Source organism: Bradyrhizobium diazoefficiens (assembly GCF_016612535.1).
Classification (GTDB): domain Bacteria; phylum Pseudomonadota; class Alphaproteobacteria; order Rhizobiales; family Xanthobacteraceae; genus Bradyrhizobium; species Bradyrhizobium diazoefficiens_C.
Map to the genome: position 1 here is coordinate 2,578,289 of NZ_JAENXS010000002.1, position 14,674 is coordinate 2,592,962.

Genomic DNA, 14,674 nt, shown 5'->3' on the forward strand with positions numbered 1-14,674 from the left:
CAGCGAAGCAATCCAGGGGGCTGGGCAGGTTCTGGATCGCTTCGCCGCTTCAGCCTTCGCATTTGCGCGAGGGCCGAAACTCACCTCACACGACGTAACTCGTAGGCTCTAGAAAGACAGCGACGACACGACCCGCACCTTCTGGCCGGGATCGAGCTTCTGCACGCCGAGGGCGACGATCTTGGCGCCCTCTTCCACGCCGCTGGTGATGACGACGTCGTTGCTGTTGTAGGACTTCACCACGACCGGCTTCAGCGTGACCGCGCCATTGTCGTCGACGACGTAGAAGGACGGTTTGCCGCCTTCATTGAACAGCGCCGACAGCGGCAGCCGCGCCACACGCTCGGTGGCGGCGTCCGACAGCGTCAGCGTAGCGGTCATGCCGAGCGAGACCTTGTCGTCGGCCTCGGGTAGCGAGAATTTCGCGAGATAGGTGCGCGTGGCGGAATCCGCGGTGGGCGCGATCTCGCGCAGCTTGGCCGCGTATTTCTTGCCCGGCTCCGACCAAAGAGTGACGCTGGCGGCGCCCGACTTGGCACGTCCGACCAGCGTCTCGGGGATCGCGACGACCGCTTCCTTTTCAGCAAAGCGGGCGACGCGGATCGAGGTCTGGCCTGCGGCAACCACCTGGCCGGGCTCGATCAGCGTTGCGGTGACGACGCCACGGGCGTCGGCGTTGAGCGTCGCGTAAGACAGGGAATTCCTGGTCAGTTCGACCGAGCGGACGGCGCGGTCGAGGCGCGCGCGGGCCTCGTCGGCGGCAGCGCGACTCGAATCCATCGCCGCATCCGTGGTCCAGCCCTTGGCCTTCAGTTCCTTGGCGCGCTGTTCGGCAGCGGCGGCCTGCGCCAGCACGCCGGTGGCAGCGCTCTGCTCGGCGACGGCCTGCTCAGCCTGCAGCTTCAGGTCGATCTCATCGAGGGTGGCGAGCGGCTGGCCGATTTCGACGGTCTGGCCGACCTCGACCAGGCGCTTGTCGACCTTACCGGCAACGCGGAAACCGAGATCACTCTCGATCCGGGGCTTGATGGTGCCGACGAAGCTACGCTCCGGCGTCTCGGCATCATAATGGGCGGTCGCGACCAGAACCGGTCGCGGCGGCTCGGCCTTCTGCGCCACGGTATCATTGCACCCCGCCAGAGCGACAGCCATCAAGGCCAGCGACACACCCGCCAAGAGCCTGGAATAGCTGGACAAAACGGACCGAACGAACATCGGAGGACACTCCTGCGTCTGCAATGAGAGGAATGTCGACTAATCACTGATGAAAGTCAATAATCGTCAATCATCAGGAAAGCGTGATCGTTAAGGGATGGTAACGGTTGCGATGATCGAGACCAAGAAGGTGTTATTGTAGAGTGCGCAAAGCGTGGTGTGCCCACCAGATCCATCACCTCGAACAGATGGTGGGCACGGCGCGCGAAGAGCGCACCTTTGCCCACCCTAGCCTCGCCGCCTCTGTTGAAGCGCCGCGTTGAGCATCGCAGGCAAAGAGTCAATGGAGCGAGCAATGCACGGGACGCAGCCGGATAAACCTGTTGCACTGCTGTGGACATCGCTGATTCGCGCCGCCCTGGTGCTGGTCGTGATCGTCTGCGGGCTGTCGTTGCGCTGGTACGGCTTTCCGCTCGGGCTTCCAGCCTTCGTCGTGAAGTATGGCGGCTCGCTGTTATGGGCGACGATGGTGTTTTTACTCGTCGGGGTTTTGCTGCCGCGCCTGACGCGGACGCAGATCGCGGCCGTCGCGGCGCTGATCGCGCTTGCGGTCGATTCCTCGCGGCTGGTGCATGCGCCGTGGCTCGACGCGTTCCGGCTCACGACGGCGGGCGCGCTGCTGCTGGGGCGGATCTTTTCGCTATGGAATCTGGTGGCCTATGCCGTCGGGATTGCGTTCGGCGTTTGGATCGATCGTCTCGTTCGGCTGCGTAGGGTGGGTTAGCGCAGCGGCGGCGCGAAGCGCAGTCCGCTGGCGTAACCCACCACCGTTCGCCTCTGCAGGAACAGAAGTGGTGGGTTACGCTGCGCTAAACCACCCTACGAAGATGCATCTCACTCAGCCAATTGAAACCGCTCGAAGCGATCGAGCTCGTCCTCGATCTTCTGCTTCAGCTCCTTGCGTCCCGCTGTCTTCTTGCCGACGCCGAGCCAGGTCCATTTCTGCATCAACAGCTTCTTCGCCTGCCGGTCGGTCTTGAGATCGAGCGCGGCGACGATCTCGTCGCCGACCAGCACGGGGAGCGCGAAATAGCCGAGCTTGCGCTTGGCCTTCGGCACATAGGCCTCGAACAGATGGTTGTAGCCGAAGATGAGATTGGTGCGCTTGCGCTGGATGATCAGCGGATCGAACGGCGACAGGATGTGGACGAGATCCGGCGACACCTCGGCAGGCTCGAGCGCCGCAGGCTGCGCCCAATGCTCCTGCTTGCCGGCGCCGTCGATTCCGACAGGCACGAGTTCGCCGCGGCGGACGCGCGAGGCGATCAGGTGTGCCACCGCCTTCTTGCTCGGCGCATCGAGATGGCAAATCGAATCCAGGCTCACCGCGCCCTGCGAGCGCAGCGCGCGGTCGAGCAGATAGGCCGTGATCTCCTTTGCCGACGCCGGCTTCGGCAGCTTGTCCCAGCCGAAATGCCGCGTCATCAGATCATAGGTCTTGAGCATGCCCTGGCGCTCGCTGACCGTCGCGACGCCGGTGTAGAAGGCGAGCTGCAAGGCCCGCTTCGACGGCTTGCGGCTCTGCCACAGATGCTCCTTCTCGGTGAGCACGTCGTCCTCGATGTCGCGAATCGTCAACGGACCTGCGCGCAGGAGCCGCATCACCTTGCGCGTGTCGGCAGGAGTCACCGAGGCGTACCATCTGTGGCCCTCGCGACGGTGCTCGCGCATGGCCGGCAGGAAGAAGCGAAAATCGTTCGACGGAACGTAGGACAGCGCATGGGTCCAGTATTCGAACACGCTTCTGTCGACGCTCTGGGCCTGACGTAGATCGGCGCGGCGGTAGGACGGGATGCGGCTGAACAGGATGTGGTGGTGGCAGCGCTCGATCACGTTGATGGTATCGATCTGCACATAGCCGAGATGGGCGATCGCCTCCGCGACCGCCCGCGCGCCCTCCCCGAACGGCGCGCGCGTGTCGAGCCGCTGGGCGCGCAGCCAGATCTGCCGGGCTTGTGTCGTCGAGAGCGGAAGGGGGTTTGGTGCGCGGGACATTGCAAGGGCAATGTAGCGGGATTCGCGTCGGGAGAAAGAAGTGGGCTACGAAGAGCCAAAGAAAAGCCGCGCTGCCATCTGCTGACAGCGCGACTGCATGGTACGGCCGAGGCCTACTTCGTCATCATGGCCTTCTGCGACTTCATGTAGTGCATGCAGGCGCTCTTCATCTTGCCCATGCTCATGTCCGTGTTGGCCATGGCCATTTCCTTGTTCGCGGCCGTCTTGGCAGGCGTATCGGCCGGCCCGGTCATCATGGCGGTCGATTTCATCATGTTATCGCCGGTGCACGCCATCATCGCGGCGGATGCGGGGGAAACTGAAAGAGCGAACGCGACAAAGGCTGCGGCGGTGAGCAAGGTCTTCATCGAAAAGTCTCCTAAAGTAAAATGAAACCGGCGTCATGCCGGCCTTCGCAACTACGTATTCTCCCGCGACAATGTTTCGCGGAGAAGAAAATTTTCTTGCTGCAATGCGAAACGAAAGGGATCAGCGGCCGTCCTTCGGCACCCTGGGCCGGTCACTGAGGCTGCCGGTGGCGATGTCGGGCTCGCAGGAGGCCCTGCCGAGCCCCTCCGCCTGGCAGCGATAGACGCTCCCGGTGAGACGGTCGACCAGCCACATATTGTCTTCGGTCGGGCCTTCGAGGCCGACATAGCGGGAGGTCAACCCCGTGATCAGCGTCGAGAGCAGGATCGCGACCGCGATCATCGCCGCCCCGATATAAATGGGCATGGAGTTCAGAGACACAGTCCGATCCGGCGGGCCGCTGCGATAGAATTGGTAGTCACTTGGCCTCGGCACTGGATGGAACTCGGCTCCCCTCGTCTGCGGTTATCGGATGACGATTTTGCTAGGCGCGCATCTGGCCGATTTCTTGTTCGCGAGCAGGCCAAGCGGCGACCGCTTTGCGACGATCGGTGTCCGCGGGTTTCCAAAGCAAGCGTGGCCCGGATTGGGCCGCTCTCGCATCGCCCTATCCTGGAGCTGTTGAGATAGCCGGTCGTGGGCGCTCAGCCGTGAAAGCAAGGCCCCACCCGAAACCCTGTGAAAATACGCTAGAATGGCCCTGGAAGCCTCGACCAGCAACGTGACAAAGATCACATCTGAGCCTTTGAACCTCCCCTATGCTCGCAGCATCAAATTGCCATCAGGCGTCACAGCGAGGATACGACAATGACCCATTTCAACAAATTTTTTGGACTGAAGGCGATCACTCTGACGGCCGCGCTGTCGCTGACGGCGGGCCTGGCTTTCGCCGGCGACAACAACGTCTCGTCCGGCCAGATCCTGGATGCGCTGAAGCCGAAGCCGATCACCCGCGGCCTGTCAGTCGGTCCGCAGGCCGACCCGACGGCGCAGGCCAAGGAAGCGACCTTCCTGAACACCGTGCGCAACCGGCAGACCCGTTCGCTGTCGATGGGCGAGCGCGACCAGATCGCCGAGCTCGCGTCGACCAAGCCGAACATCGATCTGGAGATCCAGTTCGACTACAACTCGGCCGACATCGCCAAGACCTCGGTGCCGTCGGTGCAGGCGCTCGGCAAGGCGCTGTCCGATCCGTCGCTGAAAGGCTCGACCTTCGTGGTCGCCGGTCATACCGATGCGATCGGAACCGAAGAGTACAATCAGGGGCTCTCCGAACGGCGCGCCGACACCATCAAGAAGTACCTGGTGCAGAATTACGGCCTCAACGGCACCGACCTCGTCACTGTCGGCTATGGCAAGACCAAGCTGAAGGACACCGCCAATGGCGCCGACCCGATCAATCGCCGCGTTCAGGTCGTCAACATGGACACCAAGACAGCGTCCAAATGATCTGAGACGTAATTGTAGCGATCGGACCAACCGCCTGCCGCGAGAGTGGCAGGCGGTTTTCTGTTGTCAGATCCAGCTCTGGAACAGCATCAGCCGGTTGAACATCTGCATTGAGGTACCGATGAAGGCGGCTGAAATCGGCAGCATCACCGCAAAGCCGATCGCGGCGACGCCGACATAGGCCCACAACACCCAGCGCGGCAGACCGTCTCTTCGCAGCACGTAGACGAGCGCGAGCGAGGCCGCCGTTGCGGCCGGCAGATAATAGTAGATGAAGCCCAGCGTGCGCGGCAGCAGCGCCCAGGCGAGCCAGAGGCCGAAATAGAACGCCGCGATCAGGAACGCATCCCAGCGACGCACGACGATGAAGTCGCGCAACACCGCGACGAGTGCGAGCAGCGCCGGCCACGCGACCAGCGGATTGCCGAGGAAGACGATCGCCGCGACGTTGTCGTCCGTGGTCTTGTCGAACAGGAACCACACGGGACGCGCAAGCAACGGCCACGACGGCCACGAGCTCATATAGGTGTGGCCGGCGATCGCGGTGGTGGTGTTGTCGGCAAATATCCGGCGTTGCGCCTCTATCAGATCCGGCAACGACAGGCCATAGAGCGGAACGAAGGTGGCGAAATAGGTCACGGCCGGCAGCAGCGCGAAGCAGAGCGCGGCATGATGCGCCCTGAACCCGGGCCAGCGATCGGGTCGATACCAATCGTCCGGCTTCGCATCGGCGAACAGCGTGTGCCAGCCCTGCATCAGGCGGATCACCGCAACGATGACGATGCACACGCCCAGTGGAAACAGGCCGCTCCATTTGCAGGCGGCGGCGACACCGAACAGTGAGCCCGCGAGCGCGAACAGCGCTTGTGGCCGATCCCTTCGAAAGCCGTGCATGAAAGCGGCGATTGCGAGCAGATCGAGGCCGAGCGCAAAGATGTCGAGCATCGCGATGCGCGCCTGCACGTAGAGCATCTGGTTGAACGCCGCGATCAGCGCAGCCGCGATCGCAGGCCCTTGGGCTGCGAACAGCGCGAGACCGCAAAGATAGATCGCGACGATTGCAAGCGCGCCGAACAGCGTCGCCGGGTAGCGCCAGCCGAACGCATTATCGCCGAATGCCGCGATCGATACGGCGATCAGCTCTTTCGCCAGCGGCGGATGCATCGGATTGAGCATCGGCTGCGATGGCGTGGAGCCCAGCATCTGTCGCGCGGCCGGCACGTAGTGCACCTCGTCGAAGACGAATTTTTCCGGCGTCACCAGCCCGATCAGCAGCGCGAGATGCGCCGCTAGGAAGATCGCGACAGCAATCACTGCGCTTCGCGACAACTTCGGAACCGCATGTGCTTCGAGCGACTGCTGTGGGGCTATTTTGCGTGGCAAATCTGCGTCACCGCGAATAAAAAACAACTCAGCCGATCCATTGAACGCATCCTGCCGCAAACGTCACTAAGCTAACGCTCATCCCGCGCCGCTAGTCGTCATTCTGCCATAACACAAAAGTGTGCAATCCGGTACGATCAGGGACCTCGATCGGTTACGAAATGAAACTACGGTTTCTGTTTTTCCCCACACTGCTGTCGGCCACCTTCTGTGCGGCGCCATGCGCGCAAGCCCAGACGCGCGTTGGCGAAGCCGTCCTCGTCCAGAACGAAGTGGTGCGCGTCGCCGCAAGCACGACGCCGATCAATGTCGGCGACGGCATGCTACGCGACGAGACCGTGCGCACCGGCGCCGACAGCGCAGCGCGCTTTGTCATGGCCGACAGCACCAATCTGTCGCTCGGGCCGAGCGCGACGCTGAAGCTCGACCGCACCGTCTTCAATGACGAGCACAGCTATCGCGACGTCGCGATCCGCATGACGACCGGCGCATTCCGCTTCGTCACCGGACATTCGGCGAAGACCGCCTACAAGATCACGACGCCGCTCGCGACCATCGGCGTGCGTGGCACCACACTCGACATCCTGTCGCAGCGCGGCCGCTCCGTCATCGTGCTCCAGGAAGGCGCGGCCAGCGTCTGTACGCTGAGCTTTCAGTGCATCCAGCTCACCCAGCCGGGCGATACCGCGGTCATTACCTCGACAGGTGGCAAGGCCTCCATCACCAAGACCAACACGCCGCCCTGGACCTTTGCCGCCAACTGCGCGGCAAATGCCGGGCTGTGCGCCGTCAATCAATATGCCGACGCCTCACCGACCATCACGCCCTCCGTCCATGACGACGGCATGCTGTGCGGGCGCTGATGATGGTGAAGTTCGCGATGCGCAGCTTCGTCCTCCCGGCGGTCACGGCCGCCGCGACGCTGATGCTGCTGGCAGCTCAGTTGCAGATTGCGGCAGCTCAAACACCCACGCCTACGCCGTCCCCGTCGCCAAGCCCGTACCCGTCGCCAAGCCCGACGCCGACCGGCTCCGACTCCAGCGGTAACTCGATCGGCGGGCTCGCCCATCAGCGCTTCAACCAGATGATCACCAACCGGGTGCTCGGTACGGTTCTGCTTGGCGTCAACGAGCAGGTCAATTGCAGCGACTGCGTCAGCGCGTTCGGCTCAGCCGGCTCGTTCTCAGCCGGCGTCCATGGCCGCAAGGAGCTCACCAACAATCTGTCGCTGCTTGCCGGCCTCGCCTACACGCAATACGGCGAGGGCGGCTACAACATCACCAGCGCACCGATCGGCGCCTTCGCGCTGCGCTATGATTTCACCGATTGGGGCTCGTCACGACCGTTCTTCGACGTCGGCACCATCCTGACGCCATGGGAGAAAGCGCGCTATACCCGCAGCTACGACACCAGCCTCGGTCCGGTGAGCGTAACGAGTTCGACCAACGCCGCAAACTATGCGGTCTATGGCCGCGCCGGCTGGATGAGTCGCCTGTCGCCGCGCGATGAGGTCGCAGCGTCGATCGAGGTCTGGCAACTCTGGCAGCGCGTATCGGGCTACGCCGATAATACGGTCGCGTTCAATCCGTTCGACGCCGGCATCGCGACCGGCACCGACCGCACCAGCCTGGTCAAGATCGGCGGCCAGTGGACCCATCTCTTCGCCGGCAATATCGAGACCAACATCAATGGCGGCTGGGTGCAGTCGTTCGCCGCGCACAGCGGCGTGGTCGCCACCGTGACCGGCGATGGCATGGTGGTGCCGACAATGGGCAACCAGGGCTGGTTCGAATATGGCGGTCGCCTCGGCTTCCGCGTGCAGAAGGGCTGGGTGGTGGACCTCTTCGCGAACGGCACGCTTGGCCCGCAGCCGGTCGGCAACACGATCCACGGCGGCGTCGGGCTGAGGATCAATTACTGAGACGCTTACAAACCGTCTCTTAGGGTGGGCAAAGCGAAAGCGTGCCCACCACTTCTCTAAACGGCGCAAGGTAGGTGGGCACTGCGCTATCGCGCCTTTGCCCACCCTTGTATTGGCGGGCCGGGCTATGATGGGCTGGTTCCGTGAGGAATGGCCCAGCCCGGGTGGCCACCCGGGCTGGGCCGCCGATCGATCGGATCGATGCCCACCGAAGCCCCTGAGAGCTGCGTTTCGTAGCAAGATCGCGGTCGGCACTTCATCGGGACCCGCATGGTTGAACGAACTTCAGGTTCGCATCACAAGGGAGGGTCGAGGAAGATGGCCAAACGTAACACGATCTGTGCCGGAATCGATACTAGCAAAGACAAGCTCGACGTGGCGCTCGATGGCAGTTCGGAGGAGCTGCAGGTCAAGAACACGGCGGAAGGTCACCAGGAGTTGGTGGAGTGGCTGAAGCGCCACAAGGTCAAGAGGGTTGGGATCGAGGCGAGCGGTGGTTATGAGCAGGCGGCGGTTGCCGAACTGCGACGCAAGCGGTTTGTCGTCATCGTATTTCAGCCGATCCAGGTCCGTGCCTATGCCACGTTCCATTTGCAACGGGCCAAGAACGACAAGATCGATGCTGCGTTGATTGCGGCCTGCACCGCCGCGGTCAAGAACATCCATCCCGCTCCAGACCCCCGGCTGCAGCCCTTTGCCGTGCATCTGACGATGATCGACCAGATCAAGGAGGACATCGCAAAGCTCAAAAATCGGCTGGAGAGCTGCCGTGACGAGCGTATCCAGAAGTTCTGGAAGGAGCAGATTGCTCTGTTGGCCAAGCACAGACGAGCCGAGTTCAAGGCCTTGGTGGCAGCGATCCGCAAGCATCGCGATCTCGCCGCACGTCTCGATCTGATCTACAGCGTTGGCGGCAGCGGCTTGCCGACCGCGGTTGCCATCTTGATCAGGATGCCCGAGATCGGTCGGATCACCCGCGAGCAAGCCGCAGCCCTCACCGGACTTGCGCCTTACGATGACGACAGCGGCAAGCATATCGGCGCCCGTCGAATTGACGGCGGACGCCAGCGCTTGCGTCAGGCACTCTACACCGCAGCTCTTCCGGCCTCCTTCCGCTGGAACCCGCAGCTCATGGCCCTGTACAGCCGGCTGATCGCCGCCGGCAAGGGCCACAAGCGCGCGCTCGTCGCCTGTGCCAGAAAGCTGATCGTCATCATCAACGCCGTCGTCGCCCGCGGAACACCGTGGGTCGCTGAACCGCCCAAAACCGTGAGTGTGTCCGTCACCTGATCGCGTTTCTTGGTTCGACCAGGCGACCGTTTCTTCGTCCCGACCTGCCGTCAAGACGACGCCGCGCACCGCGGCCGTCAAGGATGGCCGTCGCGCGCGTCTCACCTCACATCAACTGCCGCCAGGCCACGCCTTGACGGCCGCGGCGCGCGGCGTCAGCCTCAAGGCTATCGGGACGCCATACTTAATGGTTGCTACTGCATCTGTGTTGACGTCACGCCGCCGACTTGCCTTCGAACGCGCGGCGCAGCACCTCCTCATCGAGCTTCACCATCTTCATCATGGCCTGCATCGCGCGGGCGGCAGCAGCCTTGTCGGGGCTCGACAGGAACTCGAACATCACCTTCGGCACCACCTGCCAGGATACGCCATAACGGTCATAGATCCAGCCGCACTGCTGCTCCTTGCCGCCCTGGGCCAGGAATGCGTTCCAGACGCTGTCGACCTGGGCCTGGTCGTCGCAATGGATCATCAGCGACAGCGCGTGGGTATAGTCCACCTTCATGCCTCCGTTGAGCGCGACCAGGGGCTGTCGGGCCACCGTGAACTCGACGACGAGCACCGATCCTTCCTTGCCGGAGGGGTTATCCGAGACGTTGCGCTGAACGTGCGTGATCTCTGAATTTGGAACGAGCGAGACGTAGAACTTTGCGGCTTCCTCGGCATCGCCATTGAACCACATGCAGGGCACGACCTTGGACATTGCGAATGCTCCTTCTTAGCGATTTGCGAGTTTTGACTTCTGGGGCTTCGATCAGGCGTTCGCCATGGCGGGCTGGGCAGGGGCCGCGGCGAGGTCCATCCAGTTCACACCCCACATGTGACCATCCGGATCTTCAAAGCTGCGGCCGTACATGAAGCTGTACTCATCCTTTGGGCTGGGATCGGCCTCCCCGCCCGCGGCCTCGGCTCTGCCGACGATGTCGTCGACGTCGCCGCGGCTGTCGGCCGACAGACAGAGCAATACCTGGTTCGAGGTCTTGGCATCCGCGATCGGCTTCGGCGTGAACTGGCGGAACTTGTCGTGTGTCAGGAGCATGGCGAAAATGGTCTCTGAGAAGACCATGCAGCTCGCCGTATCGTCGCTGAATTGCGGGTTCCTGACCGCGCCGACCGCTTCATAGAAGGCGGTGGCGCGCTTGAGGTCGGTCACCGGCAGGTTGACGAAGATCATCTTGGGCATCGGAAGCTCCTTGGCGGGGTTCTGCCCAAGGACGGGTGGCCTGACGGCCATCCGACACCGCTTCCGGATATTTTTTCGTCCCCTTAACCTGCGGGATTCTGCCTCACCGAACCCCGCATGATCTTCCGCCTTACTTCTTCTCGTTGGGGTCCCGGTGTACAGGGTCAATCCACAGCACGGTCTCGGGCTTCTCGACCGGCTCGATGTCGAGATTGATCGCGACCGCCTCGCCGTCGCTGCGCACCAGCACGCACTCCAGCACCTCGTCGCGGCTAGCGTTGATCTCCTGATGCGGCACGTAGGGCGGGACGAAAATGAAGTCGCCGGGACCTGCTTCCGCAGTAAATTGCAGGCTCTCGCCCCAGCGCATCCGCGCCTTGCCCTTCACCACATAGATGATGCTTTCGAGATGACCGTGGTGATGGGCGCCGGTCTTGGCGTCGGGCTTGATGCTGACGGTGCCCGCCCACAATTTCTGCGCGCCGACGCGCGCGAAATTGATCGCGGCCGCGCGGTCCATGCCTGCCGTTGATGGAACGTTGGTATCGAGCTGATTGCCGGGAATGACACGCACGCCGTCATGTTTCCAGCGATCGTCGTGATGATCGTGGTCATGGTGGGAATGCGAATGGTCATGGCCGGTCATGGGACTTGCTTTCTGTTGGTTCCGTGCGCGCGAAACTAGCCAAAGCGGGCGCTTCAAGCCACACCAAAATCGGAACCCTCATAACCGTCGGACGTTGTCGTCGCGAGCAAGCAGCAAGGAGAGTTTCATGGGTAGCACAAGCGACAAGATCAAGGGCACCGCCAACGAGGCAATGGGCAAGGCCAAGCAGGGTATCGGCGAAGCCACCGGTTCCGAACGCCTGCAGGGCGAAGGCGCGGTCCAGGAAGTCAAGGGCAAAGGCCAAAAGGCGATGGGCGATGCCAAGGACGCCACAAAGGAAGCGATTGATCGCGCCGCTGCGGCGGGACGTCGCGCTGCTGACTGACGCGGGTCAAAATGAATGTGAAAAGACCGGCCGCGAGGCCGGTCTTTTTGTTTGTCCGCTCATTTCACCGCGAGCAACTCCACGTCGAACATCAGCGTCGCGTTCGGCGGTATCACGCCGCCGGCGCCGCGCGCGCCATAGCCGAGCTGCGGCGGGATGATCAGCGTGCGCTTGCCGCCAACCTTCATCGAGGCAACGCCCTCGTCCCAGCCGCCGATGACACGGCCCTTGCCGATCGGAAACTCGAACGGCTCGTTACGATCGAGCGAGGAGTCAAATTTCTTGCCCTTTTGGCCGTTCTCATAGAGCCAGCCGGTGTAGTGCATCACGCAGATCTGGCCGGGCTTCGGCGACGCGCCGGTGCCGACGACGCTATCGGTGATCTGCAAGCCTGAAGCTGTGGTCATGGTCTTTCCTGCGGTCTGGGCCGAGGCCGTGGTGGAAACAAAGCCGGACGCGCCGCCGATCAATGTGATCGCGAGTGCCGACATGATGGCGAGGAGCGCGCGCTGGAAACGCTGCATTAGACACCTTCCGTTCGAGGCGGGAGGTGTCTAGCGCAACGAGGGTATGGTTTCCACCCCTTCAGACCTCGATATTTTCCAGCCGCACGGGGAGCTTGCGGATGCGCTGGCCGGTGGCGTGATAGATCGCGTTGCAGATCGCGGCGTTGGTACCGACATTAGCGAGCTCGCCAAGTCCTTTTGCACCCGCCGGGTTGATGTGATCATCCTGTTCGGAGAGCAGGATCACCTCGACCCCCGGCACATCGGCATTCACGGGCACGAGATAGTCGGCGAAGTTGTCGTTGACGTAGCGCGCAGTGCGTTCGTCGATCTCGGTTGCCTCCAGTAGCGCCGAAGACATGCCCCAGATCAGACCGCCCATGAGCTGGCTGCGCGCCGTGCGCGGATTCATGATGCGGCCGGCGGCGAAGGCACCGACCAGACGCGGCGCCCGAATTTCGTGGGTGAAACGATTAACCCTGACCTCCACGAACTCCGCACCGAAGGCGTAGGCGATGTTGTCCTTCATGGCGGCGCCACCGACGAGGCGCGCGTGCCCGCTGTGCATCGCCTTGAAGGCATCCAGCGGCGCCCCGTCCGGCTTCCACTCGCCATATTCCTCAACGACGGCGGCACCGAGTGCGTCGAACGCCTTCTCCAGATCGAGCGGACGATCGCTCTTCGCTGCCTGCGTCGCCGGCGTCTGGCCGAGGCCCACTGTTTCCTTGGCCTTATTAGTGAGACTTTCGTTCGGCATCACCGCCTTGAACAGACGCTGGCGGACCTGGTCACACACCATCATGACCGCCGAGCAAGTGCTGGCCGTTGAATTGGAGCCGCCCGCAACAGGTGCCGGCGGCAGGTCGCTGTCGCCCATAAAGACGGAGACCTTCTCCAGGGGAACGCCGAGCCGCTCCGCCGCGGTCTGGGCGATGATGGTGTAGGCGCCCGTGCCGATCTCGTGGCCGGCGATCTCAACGCGGGTACGACCGTCGCGCTGAAGGCGCACGCGTGCGGCCGACGGCGCCATCTGCGTCGGGTAGCAGGTGGCGGCGCAGCCATAGCCGACCAGCCAGTCCCCGTCGGACATCGATTTCGGCGCCGGCGAACGCTGCGACCAGCCGAACGCTTTGGCGGCTTCGTCGAAGCAGGCCATCAGCGAGCGCGACGTGTAGGGCTTGCCGCCGATCGGCTCGTTGGTGGTGTCGTTGATGCGGCGGAGCTCGACCGGGTCCATGCTCAGCTTCACGGCCAGCTCATCCATCGCACTCTCGAGCGCGAACAGATATGGCACCTCCGGCGGCGAACGCATGAAGCCCGGCGTGTTGCGATCGGCACGCACGATCGACACAAGACTATCGACGTTCGGGCAGGCATAGAGGCGCGTCGTGGTCTTGGTGCCACCGACGCAATAGGGGTCGGCGCGCGAGGACACCTCGGCGCCCTCGTGCCTGAGCGCAACCAGCTTGCCATCTCGGCTGGCGCCCAGCTTGATCTCATGGCGGGTCTCGGCGCGATATGTTGCGATCGTAAAGCCCTGGTCGCGGGTCGGGACCAGCTTGATCGGCCGGTTCAGGCGCCTCGCGATGCCGGCAATGATGGCGGTGCGCGGCGTCATCGAGCCGCGCGAACCAAAACCGCCACCGACATAGGGATTGACCACCCTTACCTTGTCGGCGTCGATGCCGAGCTGTTCGGCGACGCCGTTCTTCAGGCCGTAGACATATTGGCTGGGCTCATAGATGACGAGATTGCCGCCCATCCAGACGCAACTCGTCGAAAACAGCTCCATCGGATTGTGGTGTTGCGTCGGCGTGTCGTAGGAAGCCTCGACCTTCACCTCAGCCTCGTCGAACGCCCTCGCGAAATCGCCAACCTGCGGATCTTCCTTGAATTGCGCATTCTGACCTTTCGCCGCGGCTTTCGTCGTTCCCGGCGAGTCGAAGCTTGCGCTCGGAGTTACAGCTGAATAGCTGACCTTGACGCGGTTGGCGGCTTCGCGCGCGGCCTCGTAGCTCTCTGCAACGACCACCGCGATGATCTCGCCGTCATGGGCGATGTCCGCCGACTTCAACGGCTGGATCGTGGTGCCGGCATAGCCGCCATTGCTGAAGAGTTTTGACTCCTTCAGCTTCGGCGCGTTCTCGTGCGTAACGATGTCGATCACGCCGCGGACGCCTTTGGCGTCGTCGAGATCAAAACTGTTGATGCGGCCCCTGGCGATCGCACTGGTGACCAGGAACGCATAGGCCGGGTCGTCCAACGGCATGTCGGACGCGTAAGTCGCCCGCCCCGTGACCTTTGCAGTCGCATCATAGCGCGGCACGGGCTGGCCCATATTCGCCTTCGGCTCGAGAGCGGCAGCGGTCAT

At 63.0% G+C, this 14,674-nt stretch carries 16 protein-coding genes; 6 read left to right on the forward strand and 10 right to left on the reverse strand.

Annotated elements, in window-relative coordinates:
* Positions 1–108 precede the first annotated feature (108 nt).
* Positions 109–1,215, reverse strand: coding sequence for an efflux RND transporter periplasmic adaptor subunit (locus JJE66_RS28955; RefSeq protein ID WP_200517853.1), 1,107 nt, complete (start codon positions 1,213–1,215; stop codon positions 109–111).
* Between the two features lie 295 nt (positions 1,216–1,510).
* Here JJE66_RS28955 and JJE66_RS28960 point away from each other — a divergent pair, with 295 nt between their 5' ends.
* A complete protein-coding gene (locus JJE66_RS28960) occupies positions 1,511–1,939 on the forward strand; it encodes a DUF2809 domain-containing protein (protein ID WP_200518883.1) in 429 nt (142 codons plus the stop codon).
* Between the two features lie 110 nt (positions 1,940–2,049).
* Here JJE66_RS28960 and JJE66_RS28965 read toward each other — a convergent pair whose 3' ends face one another.
* The 3 genes from JJE66_RS28965 to JJE66_RS28975 all read right to left on the reverse strand — a co-directional run bounded on the left by JJE66_RS28965 (position 2,050) and on the right by JJE66_RS28975 (position 3,945).
* Entirely contained in the window at positions 2,050–3,210 is a 1,161-nt protein-coding gene (locus tag JJE66_RS28965; protein ID WP_200517854.1) for a winged helix-turn-helix domain-containing protein, read from the reverse strand.
* A 113-nt stretch (positions 3,211–3,323) separates the two neighbouring features.
* Positions 3,324–3,578 carry a hypothetical protein gene (locus tag JJE66_RS28970; RefSeq protein ID WP_200517855.1) on the reverse strand — a complete coding sequence of 85 codons (255 nt, stop codon included), beginning with the start codon at positions 3,576–3,578 and terminating at the stop codon, positions 3,324–3,326.
* Positions 3,579–3,699: 121 nt separating this feature from the next.
* A complete protein-coding gene (locus JJE66_RS28975) occupies positions 3,700–3,945 on the reverse strand; it encodes a hypothetical protein (RefSeq protein ID WP_200517856.1) in 246 nt (81 codons plus the stop codon).
* A gap of 441 nt (positions 3,946–4,386) precedes the next feature.
* Between JJE66_RS28975 and JJE66_RS28980 the strand changes: the two genes are divergently transcribed.
* A complete protein-coding gene (locus JJE66_RS28980; RefSeq protein WP_200517857.1) occupies positions 4,387–5,028 on the forward strand; it encodes an OmpA family protein in 642 nt (213 codons plus the stop codon).
* A gap of 66 nt (positions 5,029–5,094) precedes the next feature.
* Here JJE66_RS28980 and JJE66_RS28985 read toward each other — a convergent pair whose 3' ends face one another.
* On the reverse strand, positions 5,095–6,399 hold the full coding sequence (locus JJE66_RS28985) for a phospholipid carrier-dependent glycosyltransferase (protein ID WP_200518892.1): 1,305 nt from the start codon (positions 6,397–6,399) through the stop codon (positions 5,095–5,097).
* A 173-nt stretch (positions 6,400–6,572) separates the two neighbouring features.
* Here JJE66_RS28985 and JJE66_RS28990 point away from each other — a divergent pair, with 173 nt between their 5' ends.
* The 3 genes from JJE66_RS28990 (at position 6,573) to JJE66_RS29000 (ending at position 9,622) form a co-directional block, all read left to right on the forward strand.
* The gene (locus JJE66_RS28990) at positions 6,573–7,274 is read left to right on the forward strand and encodes a FecR domain-containing protein (RefSeq protein ID WP_200517858.1); all 702 of its coding nucleotides are present in this window, start codon (positions 6,573–6,575) and stop codon (positions 7,272–7,274) included.
* Between the two features lie 2 nt (positions 7,275–7,276).
* A complete protein-coding gene (locus tag JJE66_RS28995; protein ID WP_200518894.1) occupies positions 7,277–8,332 on the forward strand; it encodes a hypothetical protein in 1,056 nt (351 codons plus the stop codon).
* Between the two features lie 318 nt (positions 8,333–8,650).
* The gene (locus JJE66_RS29000; protein WP_200513218.1) at positions 8,651–9,622 is read left to right on the forward strand and encodes an IS110 family transposase; all 972 of its coding nucleotides are present in this window, start codon (positions 8,651–8,653) and stop codon (positions 9,620–9,622) included.
* Between the two features lie 214 nt (positions 9,623–9,836).
* On the opposite strand, the gene JJE66_RS29005 is transcribed toward JJE66_RS29000, so the two are convergent.
* From JJE66_RS29005 to JJE66_RS29015, 3 genes are all read right to left on the reverse strand, one after another.
* On the reverse strand, positions 9,837–10,325 hold the full coding sequence (locus JJE66_RS29005) for a VOC family protein (protein WP_200517859.1): 489 nt from the start codon (positions 10,323–10,325) through the stop codon (positions 9,837–9,839).
* 51 nt (positions 10,326–10,376) lie between these two features.
* Positions 10,377–10,805 (reverse strand): VOC family protein, encoded by a 429-nt coding sequence (locus JJE66_RS29010; protein WP_200517860.1) that lies wholly within the window; start codon positions 10,803–10,805, stop codon positions 10,377–10,379.
* Positions 10,806–10,935: 130 nt separating this feature from the next.
* Positions 10,936–11,451 carry a cupin domain-containing protein gene (locus JJE66_RS29015; RefSeq protein WP_200517861.1) on the reverse strand — a complete coding sequence of 172 codons (516 nt, stop codon included), beginning with the start codon at positions 11,449–11,451 and terminating at the stop codon, positions 10,936–10,938.
* Positions 11,452–11,578: 127 nt separating this feature from the next.
* On the opposite strand from JJE66_RS29015, the gene JJE66_RS29020 reads away from it, so the two are divergent.
* Positions 11,579–11,797: a CsbD family protein gene (locus JJE66_RS29020; RefSeq protein WP_200517862.1), complete on the forward strand. Its 219-nt coding sequence runs from the start codon at positions 11,579–11,581 to the stop codon at positions 11,795–11,797.
* A 59-nt stretch (positions 11,798–11,856) separates the two neighbouring features.
* Here the strand turns inward: JJE66_RS29020 and JJE66_RS29025 are convergent, their stop codons facing one another.
* Together JJE66_RS29025 and JJE66_RS29030 are read right to left on the reverse strand one after the other, a co-directional pair.
* Positions 11,857–12,321, reverse strand: a complete 465-nt coding sequence (locus JJE66_RS29025; protein WP_200517863.1) for an FKBP-type peptidyl-prolyl cis-trans isomerase — start codon at positions 12,319–12,321, stop codon at positions 11,857–11,859.
* A 61-nt stretch (positions 12,322–12,382) separates the two neighbouring features.
* The gene (locus JJE66_RS29030; protein ID WP_200517864.1) at positions 12,383–14,674 is read right to left on the reverse strand and encodes a xanthine dehydrogenase family protein molybdopterin-binding subunit; all 2,292 of its coding nucleotides are present in this window, start codon (positions 14,672–14,674) and stop codon (positions 12,383–12,385) included.

Excerpts from the sequence above, each read along its gene's own strand:
- JJE66_RS28955 (WP_200517853.1), bottom strand. The coding sequence starts at position 1,215 with ATGTTCGTTCGGTCCGTTTTGTCCAGCTATTCCAGGCTCTTGGCGGGT.
- JJE66_RS28960 (WP_200518883.1), top strand. The coding sequence starts at position 1,511 with ATGCACGGGACGCAGCCGGATAAACCTGTTGCACTGCTGTGGACATCG.
- JJE66_RS28965 (WP_200517854.1), bottom strand. The coding sequence starts at position 3,210 with ATGTCCCGCGCACCAAACCCCCTTCCGCTCTCGACGACACAAGCCCGG.
- JJE66_RS28970 (WP_200517855.1), bottom strand. The coding sequence starts at position 3,578 with ATGAAGACCTTGCTCACCGCCGCAGCCTTTGTCGCGTTCGCTCTTTCA.
- JJE66_RS28975 (WP_200517856.1), bottom strand. The coding sequence starts at position 3,945 with ATGCCCATTTATATCGGGGCGGCGATGATCGCGGTCGCGATCCTGCTC.
- JJE66_RS28980 (WP_200517857.1), top strand. The coding sequence starts at position 4,387 with ATGACCCATTTCAACAAATTTTTTGGACTGAAGGCGATCACTCTGACG.
- JJE66_RS28990 (WP_200517858.1), top strand. The coding sequence starts at position 6,573 with ATGAAACTACGGTTTCTGTTTTTCCCCACACTGCTGTCGGCCACCTTC.
- JJE66_RS28995 (WP_200518894.1), top strand. The coding sequence starts at position 7,277 with ATGGTGAAGTTCGCGATGCGCAGCTTCGTCCTCCCGGCGGTCACGGCC.
- JJE66_RS29000 (WP_200513218.1), top strand. The coding sequence starts at position 8,651 with ATGGCCAAACGTAACACGATCTGTGCCGGAATCGATACTAGCAAAGAC.
- JJE66_RS29005 (WP_200517859.1), bottom strand. The coding sequence starts at position 10,325 with ATGTCCAAGGTCGTGCCCTGCATGTGGTTCAATGGCGATGCCGAGGAA.
- JJE66_RS29010 (WP_200517860.1), bottom strand. The coding sequence starts at position 10,805 with ATGCCCAAGATGATCTTCGTCAACCTGCCGGTGACCGACCTCAAGCGC.
- JJE66_RS29015 (WP_200517861.1), bottom strand. The coding sequence starts at position 11,451 with ATGACCGGCCATGACCATTCGCATTCCCACCATGACCACGATCATCAC.
- JJE66_RS29020 (WP_200517862.1), top strand. The coding sequence starts at position 11,579 with ATGGGTAGCACAAGCGACAAGATCAAGGGCACCGCCAACGAGGCAATG.
- JJE66_RS29025 (WP_200517863.1), bottom strand. The coding sequence starts at position 12,321 with ATGCAGCGTTTCCAGCGCGCGCTCCTCGCCATCATGTCGGCACTCGCG.
- JJE66_RS29030 (WP_200517864.1), bottom strand. The coding sequence starts at position 14,674 with ATGACCGCTGCCGCTCTCGAGCCGAAGGCGAATATGGGCCAGCCCGTG.